This is a genomic window from Xanthomonas axonopodis pv. maculifoliigardeniae, assembly GCF_041519315.1.
In the GTDB taxonomy this organism is placed as follows: Bacteria; Pseudomonadota; Gammaproteobacteria; order Xanthomonadales; family Xanthomonadaceae; genus Xanthomonas; species Xanthomonas euvesicatoria.
On record NZ_CP167998.1, the window covers coordinates 703,543 to 720,802 of the forward strand.

Genomic DNA, 17,260 nt, shown 5'->3' on the forward strand with positions numbered 1-17,260 from the left:
AATGCCTGGAATTCCAGAGCGCCTTGAGCGATGCAGAGCGACCAACCAATCGCTTGTCCCAACCTCTGACCGCATCGGCACAACGCAACGCCAGCGCCCCGTCGCCGCAACCGATTGCACGCCATGGCACACCAATTGCACCTCTCCGGCAGGATGGCCCGGCCAGCGGTCCGTGACAGGGTCTGCGCTAGGCTGCAATCTGTTGGGGTTGCGTTCGGTCGGTGCGGCGTAGTCTGCCGCGCGGTCCTCGTGGGGGAGGGCGAAGACCGTACGCGGCGTTCGTTCCTTTAACGGTCGATTCTTTAGGATGAGCTGCGAGGTGAGATTGCAGCCAGGAGAACTTGTGCATCGGAGTGGTTTCAGAGCGTCTTGGTCGTACACCGTCGGGCTCGCCCGCTCGGCCGCGTGCCAGGCAACATCGCACTGCATGGCGGGGATGGACCTCCCGTGTCAGCCCGCACTGTCGTCCTCGCGCGACGGGCAGCCCTGATGGATGGCACCGTGACTCCTTCCCCGACAACGACTGCAATGCCCCCCGTTTCCGCCCTCGATGCCGGCACGCCCACGCTGCCGCCGGAAGCACCGCTGGCGATGCCCGAACAGAACCTGCGCGAAGGTAGCTTGCAGGTGCGCCACCAGCGCACTTCGCCGCCCGGCATCGGCGTGCGCCGCTTCTATTTGATCGGCGGCACCTTCGCCACCACCGCCATCGCCGTGTGGGTGATGCTCAGCGTGCTGTGGCCCGACGGCATCAGCGTGCTGGAAGGCTGCCTGCTCGGCCTGTTCGTGTTGCTGTTCGCCTGGATCGCCATGTCCTTCGCCAGCGCCGTGGCTGGTTTCGTCACCGTGGTGGCGCGCGCCGGCCGCAAGCTCGGCATCGACCCGGAGCAACCCCTGCCCACGCTGCGTTCGCGCACCGCGTTGTTGATGCCCACCTACAACGAAGACCCGCGCCGGCTGTTGGCCGGCCTGCAGGCCATCTACGAATCGGTCGCCGAGACCGGCCAGTTGGAGCATTTCGATTTCTTCGTGCTCAGCGACACCACCCGCGAGCACATCGGCCGCGCCGAGGAGCTGGTCTATAACGAACTTTGCGATCGCGTCGACGGGCATGGCCGCATTTTCTACCGCCGCCGCGCCGACAACGCCGCGCGCAAGGCCGGCAATGTGGCCGACTGGGTGCGTCGCTTCGGCGGCAGCTACCCGCAGATGCTGATCCTGGACGCCGATAGCGTGATGACCGGCGACACCATCGTGCGGCTGGTCGCCGGCATGGAAAACAACCCGGACGTGGGCCTGATCCAGACCTTGCCGGCAGTGGTCAACGGGCAGACCCTGTTCGCCCGCATGCAGCAGTTCGGCGGGCGCGTGTACGGGCCGATCATCGCCTTCGGCGTGGCCTGGTGGCACGGCGCCGAGAGCAATTACTGGGGCCATAACGCCATCATCCGCACCCAGGCCTTCGCCGACCACGCCGGCCTGCCGTCGCTGCGCGGGCGCAAGCCGTTCGGCGGGCATGTGCTCAGCCACGACTTCGTCGAAGCGGCGCTGATGCGGCGCGGCGGCTGGGCCATGCACATGGTGCCGTACCTGCAGGGCAGCTACGAAGAAGGCCCGCCCACGCTGACCGACCTGCTGATCCGCGACCGCCGCTGGTGCCAGGGCAACCTGCAGCACGCCAAGGTGGTGAGCGCCAAAGGCCTGCACTGGATCAGCCGCATGCACATGCTGATCGGCATCGGGCATTACTTCACCGCGCCGATGTGGGGTCTGTTGATGCTGATCGGCATCGGCATTCCGCTGGCCGGCGGCGGTATCGATCTGGCCGGCGACCTGCCGTTCTCGCCCGCCCGTTACTGGCACGGCAGCAGCCAGGGCAATGCGATCTGGATCTTCATCTGCACCATGTTCGTGTTGCTGGCGCCCAAGCTGCTCGGCTACATCGCGTTGCTGCTCAACCCGCGCGAACTGCGCGCCTGCGGTGGTGCCTTCCGCGCTGCGGTGAGCATCCTGCTGGAGACCGTGCTGGCCGCCCTGATGGCGCCGGTGGTGATGTACCTGCAGTCGCGCGGTGTGTTCGAGGTCCTGGCGGGCAAGGATTCGGGCTGGGATGCGCAGGTGCGCGACGACGGCAAGCTGTCGTGGCCGGCGCTGTTTCGCAGCTATGGCGGTCTGACCGTGTTCGGCCTGTTCATGGGCGCGGTGGCCTACGCGGTCTCGCCCGCGCTGGCCGCCTGGATGGGGCCTGTGATCGTCGGCATGGCGTTGTCGATTCCGGTGGTGGCGCTGACCTCGCTGCGTCGCACCGGCATGGCGCTACGCCGCGCCGGCATTTTCTGCATCCCCGAAGAACTCGACCCGCCCAAGGTGCTGGTGCGTGCCTCCGAGCTGCGCCGCGCCGCTGCGCTGGAACCGTCGCTGATCTGAGTGTGCGTCGGCGCCGGCCTCATTGGCCGGCGCTGTGGCGCGGTCGCATGCAGAGGCCCGTGGCGATCGGCGGGCCTCAAGCCTCTGGCGCCGGTTGATCTGGCCCACCCCTCGCGCAAGGCATAATGCCCAGCCCGCAAGCGGAGCTGGATGATGCTGGAAGTGATCGAACGCGAGACCGGACCGAACCCGCAATGGAGCGTGCTGTGGCTGCATGGCCTGGGCGCCGATGGCAGCGACTTCGCCCCGATGGTGCCCGAGCTGGTACGCCCGCAGTGGCCCGCGCTGCGCTTCGTGTTCCCGCATGCGCCGATCCGCCCGATCACCATCAATAACGGCGTGCGCATGCGCGGCTGGTACGACATCGTCGGCATGGATTTCGCCCAGCGCGCCGACAAGGCCGGCATCGCCGAATCGGTCACCCAGGTCGAGGCCTTGATCGCCCATGAGCAGAGCCGCGGTATCGCGCCGGAGCGCATCCTGCTGGCCGGCTTCTCGCAAGGCGGCGCCGTGACCCTGGCCGTTGGCCTGCAGCGCAGCGTGCCGCTGGCCGGGCTGATCGCCATGTCCACCTATCTGCCGGATCCGGCCGCGGCCGCCAGCCAGTTGCAGCCGGCCGCCCTGCGCCAACCGCTGTTCATGGCGCATGGCACGGCCGACCCGGTGGTGCCGTTCGCGGCCGGCCAGGCCAGCATGCAGACCTTGCGCACGCTGGGTTTCGCACTGGATTGGCACACCTACCCGATGGGCCACCAGGTCTGCCTGGAAGAGATCGAGGCCTTGCGCGACTGGATGCAGGCGCGCTTCACCGCTGCCTGAGCCCATGGCCCAGCGCGCACCGCAGATCGCCTGGATGCCGGACCTGTGCCGGCTGCCGCGGTTGGGCGCGATGCTGGGCCTGGCCGAGCTGGTGGTGCTGGTGGTGACCTTGGTCCCCGACGCCGGCGCGCGCAGCATCACGTTGTCGCGGTTCCTCTCCGCCAGCGGCCTGGCGCTGTGGCTGGCGTTGGCGGTCACCGTGCTGCTGTGCGTGTTACGGCCCACCTTGTCGCGATTGCCGCCACGGCTGGGCGGGCTGAGCGCCTTGCTGATCGCTGCCGTGGTGGCGATGCTCGGTGCCGGCATCGTGCACGGCCTGTATGCGGTGCTCGGGCAGGTCCCGCTGGGCGCGCAGGTCGGCTTCTGGCGGTTCACGCTCGGCAGTGCGGCCACGGTGGTGCTGATCACTGCGCTGGCGCTGCGCTACTTCTATGTCAGCGACCGCTGGGAGGCGCAGGTGCAGGCCAATGCACGCGCCGAGGCGGATGCCCTGCAGGCGCGCATTCGCCCGCACTTCCTGTTCAACAGCATGAACCTCATCGTCAGCCTGCTGCGGCGCGATCCGGTGGTGGCCGAACAGGCGGTGCTGGACCTGTCGGATCTGTTCCGCGCCGCCCTCGGCGCCGGCGAGGGCGTCTCCACCTTGCGTGCCGAATGCGAACTGGCCGAACGCTATCTGGCAATCGAATCGCTGCGCCTGGGCGAGCGCCTGCAAGTGCGCTGGCACCGCCAGGAACCGTTGCCGTGGGAGCTGCCGATGCCGCGCCTGGTGCTGCAGCCGCTGGTCGAAAATGCGGTACTGCATGGCGTTTCGCGCATGCCCGAAGGCGGTACGCTATACCTGTCGCTGCGTCAGCGCGGCAACCAGCTGCAGATCCGCATCGTCAATCCGGCGCCGCAGCCCGGCACCCAGTTGCCGCTGCTGGCCGGCGCCGGGCATGCCCAGGCCAGCATCTCGCACCGGTTGGCGTTCCAGTTCGGCGCCGGGGCACGGATGGCGGCCAGCTGGGCTGAAGGCTACTATGCCTGTGAGATCACATTGCCGCTGCCGTGAGGGGAAAGTCACTGCAGCGAGGGGGAGTCCATGACGGCCACGCAAGTGCGGGTGCTGATCGCCGATGACGAGCCACTGGCGCGCGAGCGCCTGCGCATGCTGCTGGGCGAGCATCCGCAGGTCGAGGTGATCGGCGAGGCCGAAAACGGCCAGCAAGTGCTGCAGCAGTGCGAACAGCTGCGCCCGGACCTGGTGCTGCTGGATATCGCCATGCCCGGCGTGGACGGCCTGGAAACCGCGCGGCTGCTGCGGCAAGGCCAGCCGCCGCCGGCGGTGGTGTTCTGCACCGCCTACGACCAGCATGCCTTGTCGGCGTTCGACGCGGCCGCGCTGGATTACCTGATGAAACCGGTGCGCCCGGAACGGCTGGCATCTGCACTGGAGAAAGTCGCCACCTTCCTGGCCGGCCGCGTGCCCGGCACCGCGCCCAGGCCGCTGCGCACCCATCTGTGCGCGCGCCTGCGCGGCAGCCTGCGGCTGATCGCCATCGGCGACATTCGCTATCTGCAGGCCGAAGAGAAGTACGTCATCGTCCATCACACGCGTGGCGAGGACTTGATCGAAGAGTCGCTGAAATCGCTGGAAGACGAATTTGCCGACCGCCTGGTGCGCATCCATCGCAATTGTCTGGTGGCCCGCGATGAACTGGTGGAACTGCGCCGCAGCGGCGATGGCCAGGTCCACGCGGTGCTGCGCAACGTGCCGCAGACCCTGGAAGTGAGTCGTCGCTGCGTGGCCAGCCTGCGCGATCAACTACGCCAACTGTGAGTTCGGTGCCGGCTCCGCGATAATGCCGGCATGACCACGCTCCGTATCGCCACCCGCAAAAGCCCGCTTGCCCTCTGGCAGAGCGAACATGTCGCCGCCGCGCTGCGTCAGCACCATCCCGGCCTGGAGGTGGTGCTGGTGCCGATGAGCACCCGCGGCGACGAAGTGCTGGACCGATCGCTCGCCGCCATTGGCGGCAAGGGCCTGTTCCTGAAGGAGCTGGAGTTGGCGATGTTGCGCGGCGAGGCCGATTGCGCGGTGCATTCGCTCAAGGACGTGCCGATGGAACTGGACGCCCCGTTCGTGCTGCCGGCCATCCTGGAACGCGGCGACCCGGCCGATGCGCTGGTGTCCAATCTCTACGCCAGCCTGCAGGCGCTGCCGCTGGGCGCGCGCGTGGGCACCTCCTCGCTGCGCCGCCAGGCCCAGTTGCGTGCCGCGCGCCCGGATCTGGAATTGATCGACCTGCGCGGCAACGTCAACACGCGGCTGGCCAAGCTCGACAACGGCGGCTACGACGCCATCGTGCTGGCCTGCGCCGGCCTGCAGCGGCTTGGGTTGGAAGCACGCATCAGCGCGCGGCTGGACGCGCCGGAATGGTTGCCGGCACCTGCGCAGGGCGCGGTGGCGGTGGAATGCCGTGGCGACGATGCACGCATCCACAGTCTGCTGGCGGTGCTGGATGCCGGCCGCACGCGTGCCTGCGTGGAAGCCGAGCGCGCCATGAACCGTGCCCTGCACGGTAGTTGCCATGTGCCGGTAGCCGCCTTCGCGCGCTGGGAAGGGCAGGGCCTGTTCCTGCAGGGCATGGTGGGCAGCGCCAGCGACGGCCGCCTGATCCACGCCGATGCGCACGGCAGCGCCGAAGATACTGAAGCGCTTGGCCGCCGCGTTGCGCAAGGGCTGTTCGACAAGGGCGCCGCGCAGCTGCTGGCCGAGCTGTAACACGCTGTCGCGTCAACGTGTAACGCGACCGACATCGACGCCGGCGCCCAAGCGCAAGCTCCAGACCTAGCCGCTACACACGCAATGCCGCCCCACGCAGCGCCCACTCTTCGTAGGAGCGGCCCTGGCCGCGAGAGGCTTTATCGGGAACGCCCTCGCGGCCAGGTCCGCTCCTACCGTTCGCGGTTGTTTACTTGAACGTGTAGACCAGATTGACCGTGGTCAGCGTATCGGTCTTCTTGTCGCCGTCGCTGACGTCGCTGTTGTGACGCATCTGCCACGCCGCCTTCAATGCAAAGTGCGAGTTCATGCTGACCTGCACGCCGAAGTCGTTTTGCGCATAGGTGTTGTACTCGCCCGATTCCACCAGCAGCGTGTTGATCAGATCGGTGTTGTCGGTGACGGTGTACTTCAGGTCGAACAGGCCGCGGCCGATCAACCCGGTTTCGTTACGGTCTTCGTCGCTATTGTGCGCGCGGCGCACACCCGGGCCCACCTGCGCATCCAGGTAGAAGCGGTCGGCGTCGATCAGGCGCGTGCCGTAGCCGATACCGAAGGTGGCCAGACGGTCGTAGGTGGCGAAGTCGTCGTGTTCGTAGCGGCCGGTGGCCGTGAGCTGGCGGTGTTCGCCCAGCTGCAGTGCGCTGCCGACGCTGCCGGTGTAACGCTCGGCGGTGGTCTGGCGCTCGCGCGTGGTGCTGCCGTCGTCGTTGGTGTTGGTGTATTCCGAACTCGAACGCAACGCGGTGGCATCCAGGCTATGGATCCAGTCACCGTCGGTGTAGCGCAGGCGCACGCGGCCGTTGAGGCTGTCGGTGGTGCTGTTGCCATGCGCCGCTGCGTAGCCGAGCTCGCCGCTGCTGCCGCTCCACGGCGACGGCAGTACCACGGCGGCCGGGTCTGCCGGCGCCGGTGCGACTGCCTGGGCCCAGACGGAGGGCGTGATCAACAACAGCGGCAACAGGGCAGACAACGGGACACGGCGGGACATGGGCAGCTCGCTTTGGAAGGCGGGAGAGGGGTGGAAGCGATTTCATGATAACGGACTGTGCGGTGACGTCATCGCCAAGTGAATATCCGCTTCATTGCCGGTTGGGACGCCGAAGGCGGCATGGACCGGAGCGGCCCTGCAGACGGGCGCGGCGATGAAAGGCGATCTTGGAAGCGGTAGGCGATGTGGTCGCAGTGGCTGGAGCGACCTGCGAGGTCGTTGTCAGGGGAATGAATGGTGGTTCGGGGCGAATGCCCGGCGTGAACCGCAGCGACCTGCCCGGGTGCGCGTGCGCATGGCAGGCGGCCTGGCGATGTCATCAGGACTTCTGGCCAGCCAGTGGCAGGAGCCTGAGCGGCCCGGGGCGTCGCGTGCCAGCGTTACCGGCGATGCCTGCCAACCCGGGGCCTGCGCGACCGCGCGCACGACCCCGGCACGCAGTGGCTGTGCGACCGACCCAACAGACCAGGCCGCTGCATCGCACATCCTCCGGGCGCTTGCCGCTGTCTGCCAGCCGTCACATCGCGATGCTCACCCCGCCGCGCAAAGACTCGGACATAATCGACGCATGGACCGCTACGAACGCATCAACTCCCTGCATCGCTTGCTCAAATCGGCACGCTACCCGGTCACGGTGGCGCGGCTGCAGGATGAGCTGAGCTGTTCCCGCGCGACTGTCTACCGCGATCTGGCGTTTCTGCGCGACGCGCTGATGGCACCGGTGGAAGGCGACGGCGAATCGGGCTTTCGCTATCTCTCCGGCGAAAGCGACCGCTTCGAATTGCCCGGCCTGTGGCTGAGTTCGGAAGAACTGCACGCGCTGCTGGCCTCGCAACAGCTGCTCGCGCGCACCGGCGGCGGGGTGTTGTCTTCGATGCTGGCACCGCTGCAGCAGCGCATCGAAGGACTGCTGGCTGCCCAGGCCGGCGTCTCGCAGTGGCCAGTGGATCGGGTGCGGGTCATTCCACATCGCGGCCGCAAGCTGGACGAAGCCAGCTTCCGCACTGTGGCCTCCGGCGTGCTGGAGCGCAAGCAGCTGAGCTTCGACTACCGTGCGCGTTCCACCGACGAATCGACCAAGCGGACGGTGTCGCCACAGCGCATTACCCATTACCGCGACAACTGGTATCTGGACGCGTGGGATCACGGTCGCGACGGCGTGCGCAGCTTTGCGGTGGACCGCATCAACCACGCGCGTCTGCTCGATGCGGCGCCGCGCGATGTGCCCGACAGCGAACTGGACGAGCAGCTTGCCGCCAGCTACGGCATTTTTTCCGGGGCGCCCAAGGGGTGGGCGACCATCGTGTTCAGCTCCAAGGCCGCGCGCTGGGTTGCCGACGAACATTGGCATTCCAAGCAGCAGGGCCGCTTTCTGCCCGATGGCCGCTACGAGCTCAAGTTGCCCTACAGCAACTCGCGCGAACTGCTGATGGACGTGCTGCACTACGGCTCGGACGCAGAAATTGTCGAGCCCATGTCGCTGCGCGAGCAGGCCAAGGCGTTGTTGTCGCTGGCGCTGAGCAATTACGACTGAGCGTGGTAGACAGTTGACGCATACGGCAGGGCCGCAGTTGCGGCAGGCACGTGCACGCGTCTGGAAGCTGCATCAGCCCTGGTAGGCGCAGATGCGATCAATGGCGCCCAAGGCCTGAAGTGGCCGAGGTGCGAAGCGGATTCGGCCATATGACGTCTCAGGCCCCATCTTGCACCGCGAGCATCTGCTGCGGCTGCAAGCCCAGGCAGTGGAAGTCAACCAAATCCTCACCCTGATGCCACTGCTGCTCTACCCAGGCCTGTCCCCACCGATCCACCTCGTAAACCTCGAACGTTTCGCCGAGCATCGAGAGAAGCCGGTCTCTTTCCAGTTGCGGCAGGTGGCAGACAGTGGACTGGCGGAGATGCGTGACCTGGACGCGCGTACCGACCCGAACGACCAGGCCGATGCTGTCAGTTGTGGTTTGCTCCGGCATGGAGCCTGATACCTGGGTTAGCCGAGCCGCGACGCGGCGTCGGCTTGGACGAATTGCCAGGCCGCGCGACAGGCTCGATCACAGGAGCTAGCGCTGCCACAGGTCGTGATCGTTTCCGCCGAGCAGGTAGATGGCACATCGACCCCGGCCGGGAAGTTCCATCGGTGGGACTGCGACCGTGCCGCCTGCCTCCACGATGGCCGAAACAGCCGATTCGATGTCTTCGACGAGCCAGTAGGGGCGAACAACGGGCCGTTCCGACTCGCGCAGAGGTGCGCGAACACCGACGAGGCCGCCGCCGGCCAGGTGTGCGGTGCGGGCGTTACCCAGTTCGGGTACCGGCTCGCCGAATTCAGCGCCCTGCACCGCGTAGGCGGCGCAGACCTCCTCCGTGTTGCAGGTAACGATCTCCAAGTACTGAACCTTCAAGCCACACCTCCAACGGATGACGTCCGATCGTGCTAGCGCTTGTTCGGCACTTCAAAGCCCAGGCGGTCCACCTGTTCGCGCAGCTGCGGTACCCGCTTGAGTTTGTCGGTATAGATGGAATAGTCGTCGCGCATCTTGTTGACCAGCATGCGGTACTGGTCGCGGCTCATGTCCGGCTTGCGCGAGAAGATCCAGGCCAGGTCGCGGCCCGGGTAGGAGATCAGCATCCACGAGCCGTCGGGGGCGATCTCCAGGATGCGCTGCTTGGCCGGGATGACCTTGTAGAACCAGACGCGCCAGTCGCGGTTGCCGCTGTCGGCATCCACCGAGGCGCGCGCATTGACTTGCTTTTCCGGTTCGCCGAACCCGTCGCGGTACAGATAGCGCACCGCCACCTTGCCGTCTTCGACCAGGGTGTATTCGTCGCGGCTGGTGACGTGGCCACGCTCGACCGCGTTGGGCATGCGCGCAATCACGTACCAGGTGCCCATGATCTTGGACAGGTCGATTGCCGGCTCCGTGGCGGACGTGTCCTTGGCGTGTGCCACGGGCAGGCCGAGGACGAGCAGAACAGCGAGGGCGATCGTAACGGTCAGGCGCATCGCAACATCACAAAGAGGCAATCGGAGCAGCACACTACCGCATGCAGGGGGCAAGTTCGCGTCAACGGTCGGGTCTGGCATCGGCAGCCGGGCAATCCGCGGCAGACGCCGGGCGGCTGGGGCCGGCTGGCGGCGCCGATCAGGCGCTGGCACCGCGACCGGCTGGCTGCGCCGCGCCGCGTCGGTCCGGTGCCGCGCGCCGACGTTGCAGGGGTCAGCAGCACGCGTGGAGGCCGGTGACGCGCCTGGGCAGGCGCCCGCAATCGCGCCCCGCAGGATGCCCGCGTCAAGGTCGCAGCCTGTGAGATGGGCTGCGGCAATCCTGCGCGCCTGTTGTGATCCTTCCTGCCACGGAGTGCCGCCATGTCGCATCGTCCTGCTTCCCGTTCCGAACGTCCCGACCCGCGCGTGCTGCGCCCGGTGCGGCAGATCGCCCTGGCCGGGCTGGCCCTGGTGCTGGTCTGGCCGGCCGCGCGAGGCAGCAGCGAGTGGATCGGCTGGTTGCCGCTGTGGCTGGTCGGCATGCCGATGCTGGCGTGGTGGAGCCTGCACCGGTTTGCCCTGCCTTCGTTGGCAACGCGTGGCGCGCGCCGGGTTGCGCCCCGGCGGCGTGGCCCGCAGGCCCAGCGCCGGCGCAGCGCTTCGCGTACGGCGACACAGGCGCGCGCAGCCTGACCTTCGGCAGGGTTGGCCGGCGGGGCGCTGTGCTACGTTCCGGGCATTCGTGTTTCCGGAAACATTCATGTCCAAGTTCGCCTCGATCTGCCTGGTTGCCGGCCTGATCACCGCTGGCGCCGTCTCTGCAGAGGAACCCCCCGTGTCCAACGATCCCTACGCCTGGCTGGAAGATGTCACCGGCGCCAAGCCGCTGGACTGGGTCAAGACCCAGAACGCCAAGACCGAGGCGCGGCTGGCCAGCACGCCGGCGTTCAAGCAGATGGAAACCAGCATCCGCGAAGTGCTGGATTCGGACGCCAAGATTCCCGGCGTGCAGAAGATCGGCGCGTTCTACTACAACTTCTGGAAGGACAAGCAGCACGAGCGCGGCCTGTGGCGGCGTACCACGCTGGACGAGTACCGCAAGGCTTCGCCCAAGTGGGAAACGGTGCTGGACCTGGATGCGCTCAACAAGGCCGAAGGCGAAAACTGGGTGTGGCACGGTGCCGACTGCCTGCGCCCGGACTACCAGCGCTGCCTGATCGCGTTGTCGCGCGGCGGTGCCGATGCCGATGTCACGCGCGAGTTCGATCTGGGCAGTAAGCAATGGGTCAAGGACGGTTTCTTCCGCCCCGAGTCCAAGGGCGGGCTGGGCTGGATCGACCGGGACACCGTCTACGTGTTCACCGATTTCGGCGCCGGCAGCATGACCAGCTCCGGCTACCCGCGCATCGCCAAGCAGTGGAAGCGCGGCACGCCACTGACTGCCGCGACCGTGGTGTACGAAGGCAAGCCGACCGATATGTACATCGCGGCTATGCATGACGACACGCCCGGTTTCGAGCGCGATTTCGTCAGCCGCACGCTGGCCTTCTACAACGACGAGCTGTATCTCAAGGGCGCCGACGGCAAGCTGGTCAAGGTGGACGTGCCCAATTCGGCCAGCAAGTCGGTCAAGCGCCAGTGGCTGACGCTGGAACTGCGCGAGCCGTGGACGGTGGGTGGCAAGACCTACAAACCCGGCACCTTGCTGGCCACGCGTTTCGACGATTTCATGGCCGGCAAGCGCAACTTCGATGTGTTGTTCGAACCCACCGACACCACCTCGCTGGCCGGCATGGCGTGGACCAAGTCGCACCTGGTGTTGAACGTGCTGGAAGACGTCAAGAACCGTCTGAGCGTGATCACGCCTTCGCGCGATGGCTGGAAAAAGAGCGCGTTCGTCGGTGCGCCGAGCTTCGGCACGGTGGATGTCGGCGCGGTGGATAGCGACGACAGCGACGCGCTGTGGCTCACCGTCACCGATTACCTGACCCCCACCACCTTGTCGTGGGTGGAGGTGGGCTCTGCGCCGCAGCCGCTCAAGACCATGCCGGCGTTCTTCGATGCCGGCAAGGACACCATCGAGCAGCACTTCGCCACCAGCAAGGACGGCACCCGCGTGCCGTATTTCCTGGTACGCCCGAAGACCTTGAAGCTCGACGGCAGCGCGCCGACCCTGCTGTACGGCTACGGCGGTTTCGAGATTTCGATGACGCCCAATTACTCCGGTGGCCTGGGGCGCGCGTGGCTGGAGAAGGGCGGCGTCTACGTGGTGGCCAATATCCGCGGCGGTGGCGAATACGGCCCGCGCTGGCACCAGGCCGCGCTCAAGCAGAACCGCCACAAGGCGTATGAAGATATGGCCGCGGTGGCCAAGGATCTGGTGGCGCGCAAGATCACCTCGACCAAGCATCTGGGCGTGCAGGGCGGCAGCAATGGCGGCCTGATGACCGGCAACATGCTCACCCAGTATCCGGAGCTGTTCGGTGCGGTGGTGGTGCAGGTGCCGCTGCTGGACATGAAGCGCTACAGCCACCTGCTGGCCGGCGCCTCGTGGATGGCCGAATACGGCAACCCGGACACCGACGACTGGAAGTTCATCCAGACCTTCTCGCCGTACCACCTGTTCGATGCGAAGAAGACCTATCCGCCGGTGATCTTCCTGACCTCCACGCGCGACGATCGCGTGCACCCCGGCCACGCGCGCAAGATGGCCGCCAAGATGATCGAGGCCGGCAAGGACGTGACCTATTACGAGAACATCGAAGGTGGCCACGGCGGTGCGGCCAACAACGCGCAGGCCGCGCATATGGCCGCGCTGGCGTACAGCTTCCTGTGGGAGCGGTTGGCCGACTGAGGCGCCGTCCACATGCGGCATGATGCGTCGCGCGACACGAGGCCGCTGGCAGTTTGCAGCGGCCTCGTGTCGTCAGAGGGTTTTGTCGTGGGTCAATATGCCCAAGCGTGCGCGATGTTGGCCTTGCCGATGGCGTTGGCGGTCAGCGGGTGCGCAGTGGAGAACGCGCGTGCTACGCAATGCGCAAGGCGTCGGCGCCTTACGCAAAACGTCCGTGCAGCGCACTGCGGGTCACGCAGCCTGCTACAACCGCTTCAACCCACGCGCAATCCGCTCCACCGCCTGCTGCAGACGCGGCAGGCTTTGCGTGTAGGCAATGCGGACGTGCTGGTTGGCGCGGTAGTGGCCGAAGTCGATGCCGGGCGTAAACGCAACATGTTCGGTTTCCAGAAAATGCGCGCAAAACGCCTGCGCATCATCTGAAAATCCGCTGATGTCGGCATACAAGTAAAACGCGCCTTGCGGTTCGACTGCGATCTCGAAGCCCAGCGCACGCAAGGCCGGCAGCAGGTAATCGCGACGCTGCTGAAACTCACCGCGGCGCGCTTCGAAGATGGCGATGCTCTCGGGCGTGAAGCAGGCCAGTGCGGCGTGCTGGGCAATTGTCGAGGCACTGATGTAGAGATTCTGCGCGAGCTTCTCCAGTTCCGGCACCGCGTCGGGCGGTGCGATCAGCCAGCCCAGCCGCCAGCCGGTCATGCCGAAGTACTTGGAAAAACTGTTCAGCACGAACGCGCCATCGTCCACCTCCAGCACGCTGTGCGCGTCCAGGCCGTAGGTCAGGCCGTGATAGATCTCGTCGACCACCAGATGGCCACCGCGCGCATGCAGCGCCTGCGAAAGCGCAGCCAGTTGCGTGCGCGACAGCACGCTGCCGGTGGGATTTGCCGGTGAGGCCACCAGGGCGCCCACGCTGTCGGCGTTCCAGGCGCTCTCCACCAGCGCAGGGGTCAATTGATAATCGCTGTCCGGGCCGACCGGGACCAATTGCGCGGCGCCTTCGACCAGGCGCAGAAAATGCCGGTTGCACGGGTAGCCCGGGTCGGCGAGCAACCAATGCTTGCCCGGATCCACCAGCAGGCTGCTGGCCAGCAGCAATGCGCCAGACCCCCCGGGTGTCACCAGAATCCGCTCCGGATCGAGGTTGCAGGCGTAGCGTTGCGCATAGAAGCCGGCAATCGCCTCGCGCAGCGCCGGCAGCCCGCGTGCGGCGGTGTAGCGGGTGTGGCCGGCTGCCAATGCCGCCTGGCCGGCAGCGACGATCGGCGCGGCAGTGGTGAAGTCGGGCTCGCCGATTTCCAGGTGGATCACGTCGTGGCCGGCCTGCTCGAGCGCATTGGCGCGCGCCAGCAGCGACATGACATGAAACGGGGCGATGTCCTGGCTGCGACGGCTATAGCCGCCTGCGTACGGAAGTGTGGAATCCATTGGCTCGATGATAGACCAGCATGACCCAGGACACATGGCGCCCGACAAGGGGCTCTTCCACACTCCGGTGCCGGGATGGCATTGCGTTCATCCAATGGACCCCAATCTGATGAAGCCGTCCTCACTCTTCTGATCGCCAGCCTGATGACCACATCCCCTGCCTTCGCCGCCCTTCCGTCGCCGCCAGACGCCGCCAAGCACCCGCATGTGGTCAAGGCGCCGTTCGGTGCGACCCGCAACGACGACTATTACTGGTTGCGCGACGACAAGCGCGAAGACAAGGCGGTGCTGGCGTATCTCGACGCCGAGAATGCCTACACCGACAAGGTGATGACACCGCTGAAACCGTTGGAGGAAGCGCTGTACACCGAGATCGTCGGGCGCATCAAGCAGGACGATGCCAGCGTGCCGTATCGCGAGCGCGGCTATTGGTATTACACGCGGTTCGAAACCGGCAAGGATTACCCGATCCAGGCGCGTCGCAAGGGCAGCATGGAGGCGCCGGAACAGATCCTGCTCGACGTCAACCAGATGGCGCAGGGCAAGGGCTACTTCAGCGTGGGCGATGCCGCAGTGAGCCAGGACAACCGCATCCTCGCCTGGGCCGACGATGCCGTTGGCCGCCGTCAATACACCATCCGCTTCAAGAACCTGGACACCGGCGAACTCTATCCGGACACCGTGGAAGGCGTCTCGGCCAATGTGGTGTGGGCCGACGACAACAAGACGCTGTTCTATGTCGAAAACGACCCGGAAACGCTGCTCACCGTGCGCGTGAAAAAGCATGTGCTCGGCACGCCGTCCAAAGACGATGTGCTGGTGTACGAAGAGAAGGACGACAGCTTCTACATGGGCATCGGCCGCACGCGCGACGACAAGTACATCACCATCGCGGTGGAAAGCACGGTTTCTTCGGAAACCCGCTATGCGCTGGCCGCCAAGCCGGACACCTTCACGGTGCTGGCCAAGCGCGAGCGCGATGTGGAATACCACGCCGAGCATTTCGATGGCCGCTGGGTGATTCGCACCAATGCCGACGACGCCAGGAACTTCAAGTTGGTCACTGCGCCCACCGATGCGACCACGCGCACGCAGTGGACCGACTGGGTGGCGCACGACGACAACGTCTACATCGAAGACTTCGAATTGTTCGATGGATTCACCGCCATCGAAGAGCGTTCGGGCGGACTGGAGCGTGTGCGCTTGCTCATGCGCGATGGTAGCCATGAATACGTCAAGGCCGATGAACCGGCGTATTCGATGGGTCTATCTGTCAACGCCGAGCCGGATACCGTCTGGCTGCGTTATAGCTACACCTCGCTGACCACGCCGGCGACCACCTACGAGCTCAACACCCAGACCGGCGAGCGCCGGTTGCTCAAGCAGCAACCGGTGATCGGCTACGACGCCAGCAAGTACGTGACCGAACGCGTGTGGGTGACGGCACGCGACGGGGTCAAGGTGCCGGTGTCGCTGGTGTACAAAAAGGGCTTCAAGAAGGATGGCAGCGCGGCGCTGTTTCAGTATGCGTACGGCAGTTACGGCATGTCGATGGACCCGGCATTCAATCTGCCGGCGATCAGCCTGCTGGACCGCGGTGTGGTGTATGCCATCGCGCACATCCGCGGCGGCCAGGAAATGGGGCGCCAGTGGTACGACGACGGCAAGCTGCTGCACAAGCAAAACACCTTCAATGACTTTATCGATGTCACCCGCGGTCTGGTCGCGCTAGGTTACGCCGCCAAGGACCGGGTTGCCGCATCCGGTGGGAGCGCGGGCGGTCTGCTGATGGGCGCGGTGGCCAATATGGCGCCGCAGGACTATCGCGTGATGGTCGCGCAGGTGCCGTTCGTCGATGTGGTCACCACCATGCTCGACGCCAGCATTCCGCTCACCACCAACGAATACGACGAGTGGGGCAACCCGGAAACCCAGGACGATTACCAGTACATGCTGTCGTACTCGCCGTACGACAACGTGCGCAAGCAGGCGTACCCGGCGCTGTTCGTGGGCACCGGCCTGTGGGATTCGCAGGTGCAGTACTGGGAGCCGGCCAAGTGGGTGGCCAAGCTGCGTGACGACAACACCGGCACCCAGCCGATCGTGTTCCGCACCAATATGGAAGCCGGGCATGGCGGCAAATCCGGACGCTTCCGCCGCTACCGCGAGCTGGCCGAATCGTATGCGTTCGTACTGGATCAGTTGGGCGTGAAGTAGCTGGACGGGCGGGATTGGGGAGTCGGGAGTCGGGATTCGTTACAGCGGATGGCTTGGGCGGGAGCTGGCTGCTCGCTGGGATGCGAGCGGCTTGCGCGTCTTCCATCTTCCGCCTCACCGCCTTCGTTTTTCCTTATCGGCGTGGTGCGTTCGCTGCCTCGCCCTGCAGCGAGCCGGGCATCGCAGTCAGGCGTCGCTGCGGCTGGGGCTGCGTATCTGACCGCAGCGCGGTGGGGCGACGCGGCAGATCTGGCGGCCAGCGCGCGCTGCACGCCGCCCGCTGCGCAGAGCGCGCCCTTCTGCAGCGATAGAATCATCGCTGCAGGGCCGACTCACCAAACCGCAGCGCTGGCCGTATCATTTGCGCATGACGCGACCGACTCGATTCCGCTGGGCCTGGTGGTTGCTGGCCTACGCCAGCCTGGTTACCGGCATCGTCGGGATCTTCGTCCCGGGGCTGCCGACGACGGTCTTCATCCTGATCTCTGCCTGGGCGGCCTCGCATGGCTCCGAGCGCCTGCACAACTGGCTGCTGTCGCATCCGCGCTTCGGCCCGGCGATCGTGGAATGGCAGACCTACCGGGCAGTCAGCCGCAAGGCCAAGTGGATGGCGACGCTGACCATGACGGTCTGCGCCGCGATCATGCTGTGGTGCGTGCCGGTGTTCTGGGTCAAGTACCTGTCGATCGGCAGCATGGCCGTGGTGGCGATCTGGCTGTGGTTGCGCCCCGAGCCACCGCCGCGCCCGCTGCCGGGTGCGCACTGAACGCGGCG

General features: G+C 66.2%; 15 protein-coding genes. 10 read left to right on the forward strand and 5 right to left on the reverse strand.

Annotated elements, in window-relative coordinates:
• Positions 1–528 precede the first annotated feature (528 nt).
• The 5 genes from mdoH (at position 529) to hemC (ending at position 6,013) form a co-directional block, all read left to right on the forward strand.
• A complete protein-coding gene (gene mdoH / locus ACDH77_RS03040) occupies positions 529–2,427 on the forward strand; it encodes a glucans biosynthesis glucosyltransferase MdoH (protein ID WP_008574349.1) in 1,899 nt (632 codons plus the stop codon).
• Between the two features lie 150 nt (positions 2,428–2,577).
• Entirely contained in the window at positions 2,578–3,246 is a 669-nt protein-coding gene (locus ACDH77_RS03045; protein WP_011346301.1) for an alpha/beta hydrolase, read from the forward strand.
• 4 nt (positions 3,247–3,250) lie between these two features.
• Positions 3,251–4,300 (forward strand): sensor histidine kinase, encoded by a 1,050-nt coding sequence (locus ACDH77_RS03050; protein ID WP_031420931.1) that lies wholly within the window; start codon positions 3,251–3,253, stop codon positions 4,298–4,300.
• A 30-nt stretch (positions 4,301–4,330) separates the two neighbouring features.
• Complete coding sequence (locus tag ACDH77_RS03055) at positions 4,331–5,068, forward strand: LytR/AlgR family response regulator transcription factor (RefSeq protein ID WP_014089299.1); 738 nt, start codon at positions 4,331–4,333, stop codon at positions 5,066–5,068.
• Positions 5,069–5,098: 30 nt separating this feature from the next.
• Positions 5,099–6,013: a hydroxymethylbilane synthase gene (gene hemC, locus ACDH77_RS03060; protein ID WP_008574345.1), complete on the forward strand. Its 915-nt coding sequence runs from the start codon at positions 5,099–5,101 to the stop codon at positions 6,011–6,013.
• A gap of 190 nt (positions 6,014–6,203) precedes the next feature.
• Here the strand turns inward: hemC and ACDH77_RS03065 are convergent, their stop codons facing one another.
• Positions 6,204–7,004: a YdiY family protein gene (locus ACDH77_RS03065; RefSeq protein ID WP_008574344.1), complete on the reverse strand. Its 801-nt coding sequence runs from the start codon at positions 7,002–7,004 to the stop codon at positions 6,204–6,206.
• A 568-nt stretch (positions 7,005–7,572) separates the two neighbouring features.
• On the opposite strand from ACDH77_RS03065, the gene ACDH77_RS03070 reads away from it, so the two are divergent.
• Positions 7,573–8,538, forward strand: coding sequence for a helix-turn-helix transcriptional regulator (locus ACDH77_RS03070; protein ID WP_005916857.1), 966 nt, complete (start codon positions 7,573–7,575; stop codon positions 8,536–8,538).
• Positions 8,539–8,695: 157 nt separating this feature from the next.
• On the opposite strand, the gene ACDH77_RS03075 is transcribed toward ACDH77_RS03070, so the two are convergent.
• The 3 genes from ACDH77_RS03075 to ACDH77_RS03085 all read right to left on the reverse strand — a co-directional run bounded on the left by ACDH77_RS03075 (position 8,696) and on the right by ACDH77_RS03085 (position 10,005).
• Entirely contained in the window at positions 8,696–8,974 is a 279-nt protein-coding gene (locus ACDH77_RS03075) for a hypothetical protein (RefSeq protein ID WP_008574343.1), read from the reverse strand.
• 87 nt (positions 8,975–9,061) lie between these two features.
• Positions 9,062–9,403, reverse strand: coding sequence for a VOC family protein (locus ACDH77_RS03080; protein ID WP_372353729.1), 342 nt, complete (start codon positions 9,401–9,403; stop codon positions 9,062–9,064).
• A 32-nt stretch (positions 9,404–9,435) separates the two neighbouring features.
• Positions 9,436–10,005, reverse strand: coding sequence for a lipocalin family protein (locus tag ACDH77_RS03085; RefSeq protein WP_008574341.1), 570 nt, complete (start codon positions 10,003–10,005; stop codon positions 9,436–9,438).
• Between the two features lie 363 nt (positions 10,006–10,368).
• On the opposite strand from ACDH77_RS03085, the gene ACDH77_RS03090 reads away from it, so the two are divergent.
• Positions 10,369–10,680 (forward strand): hypothetical protein, encoded by a 312-nt coding sequence (locus tag ACDH77_RS03090; protein WP_014089304.1) that lies wholly within the window; start codon positions 10,369–10,371, stop codon positions 10,678–10,680.
• Positions 10,681–10,747: 67 nt separating this feature from the next.
• Entirely contained in the window at positions 10,748–12,841 is a 2,094-nt protein-coding gene (locus ACDH77_RS03095; RefSeq protein ID WP_008577312.1) for a prolyl oligopeptidase family serine peptidase, read from the forward strand.
• A gap of 243 nt (positions 12,842–13,084) precedes the next feature.
• Here ACDH77_RS03095 and ACDH77_RS03100 read toward each other — a convergent pair whose 3' ends face one another.
• Complete coding sequence (locus ACDH77_RS03100) at positions 13,085–14,269, reverse strand: pyridoxal phosphate-dependent aminotransferase (protein WP_011346309.1); 1,185 nt, start codon at positions 14,267–14,269, stop codon at positions 13,085–13,087.
• 144 nt (positions 14,270–14,413) lie between these two features.
• On the opposite strand from ACDH77_RS03100, the gene ACDH77_RS03105 reads away from it, so the two are divergent.
• Together ACDH77_RS03105 and ACDH77_RS03110 are read left to right on the forward strand one after the other, a co-directional pair.
• The gene (locus ACDH77_RS03105) at positions 14,414–16,486 is read left to right on the forward strand and encodes a S9 family peptidase (protein WP_008571696.1); all 2,073 of its coding nucleotides are present in this window, start codon (positions 14,414–14,416) and stop codon (positions 16,484–16,486) included.
• Positions 16,487–16,853: 367 nt separating this feature from the next.
• Positions 16,854–17,252 carry a YbaN family protein gene (locus ACDH77_RS03110; RefSeq protein ID WP_008571697.1) on the forward strand — a complete coding sequence of 133 codons (399 nt, stop codon included), beginning with the start codon at positions 16,854–16,856 and terminating at the stop codon, positions 17,250–17,252.
• Positions 17,253–17,260: the final 8 nt, after the last annotated feature.

Excerpts from the sequence above, each read along its gene's own strand:
- ACDH77_RS03075 (WP_008574343.1), bottom strand. The coding sequence starts at position 8,974 with ATGCCGGAGCAAACCACAACTGACAGCATCGGCCTGGTCGTTCGGGTC.
- ACDH77_RS03100 (WP_011346309.1), bottom strand. The coding sequence starts at position 14,269 with ATGGATTCCACACTTCCGTACGCAGGCGGCTATAGCCGTCGCAGCCAG.
- mdoH (WP_008574349.1), top strand. The coding sequence starts at position 529 with ATGCCCCCCGTTTCCGCCCTCGATGCCGGCACGCCCACGCTGCCGCCG.
- ACDH77_RS03050 (WP_031420931.1), top strand. The coding sequence starts at position 3,251 with ATGGCCCAGCGCGCACCGCAGATCGCCTGGATGCCGGACCTGTGCCGG.
- ACDH77_RS03055 (WP_014089299.1), top strand. The coding sequence starts at position 4,331 with ATGACGGCCACGCAAGTGCGGGTGCTGATCGCCGATGACGAGCCACTG.
- ACDH77_RS03110 (WP_008571697.1), top strand. The coding sequence starts at position 16,854 with ATGACGCGACCGACTCGATTCCGCTGGGCCTGGTGGTTGCTGGCCTAC.
- ACDH77_RS03065 (WP_008574344.1), bottom strand. The coding sequence starts at position 7,004 with ATGTCCCGCCGTGTCCCGTTGTCTGCCCTGTTGCCGCTGTTGTTGATC.
- ACDH77_RS03105 (WP_008571696.1), top strand. The coding sequence starts at position 14,414 with ATGACCACATCCCCTGCCTTCGCCGCCCTTCCGTCGCCGCCAGACGCC.
- ACDH77_RS03085 (WP_008574341.1), bottom strand. The coding sequence starts at position 10,005 with ATGCGCCTGACCGTTACGATCGCCCTCGCTGTTCTGCTCGTCCTCGGC.
- ACDH77_RS03045 (WP_011346301.1), top strand. The coding sequence starts at position 2,578 with ATGATGCTGGAAGTGATCGAACGCGAGACCGGACCGAACCCGCAATGG.
- hemC (WP_008574345.1), top strand. The coding sequence starts at position 5,099 with ATGACCACGCTCCGTATCGCCACCCGCAAAAGCCCGCTTGCCCTCTGG.
- ACDH77_RS03095 (WP_008577312.1), top strand. The coding sequence starts at position 10,748 with ATGTCCAAGTTCGCCTCGATCTGCCTGGTTGCCGGCCTGATCACCGCT.
- ACDH77_RS03090 (WP_014089304.1), top strand. The coding sequence starts at position 10,369 with ATGTCGCATCGTCCTGCTTCCCGTTCCGAACGTCCCGACCCGCGCGTG.
- ACDH77_RS03070 (WP_005916857.1), top strand. The coding sequence starts at position 7,573 with ATGGACCGCTACGAACGCATCAACTCCCTGCATCGCTTGCTCAAATCG.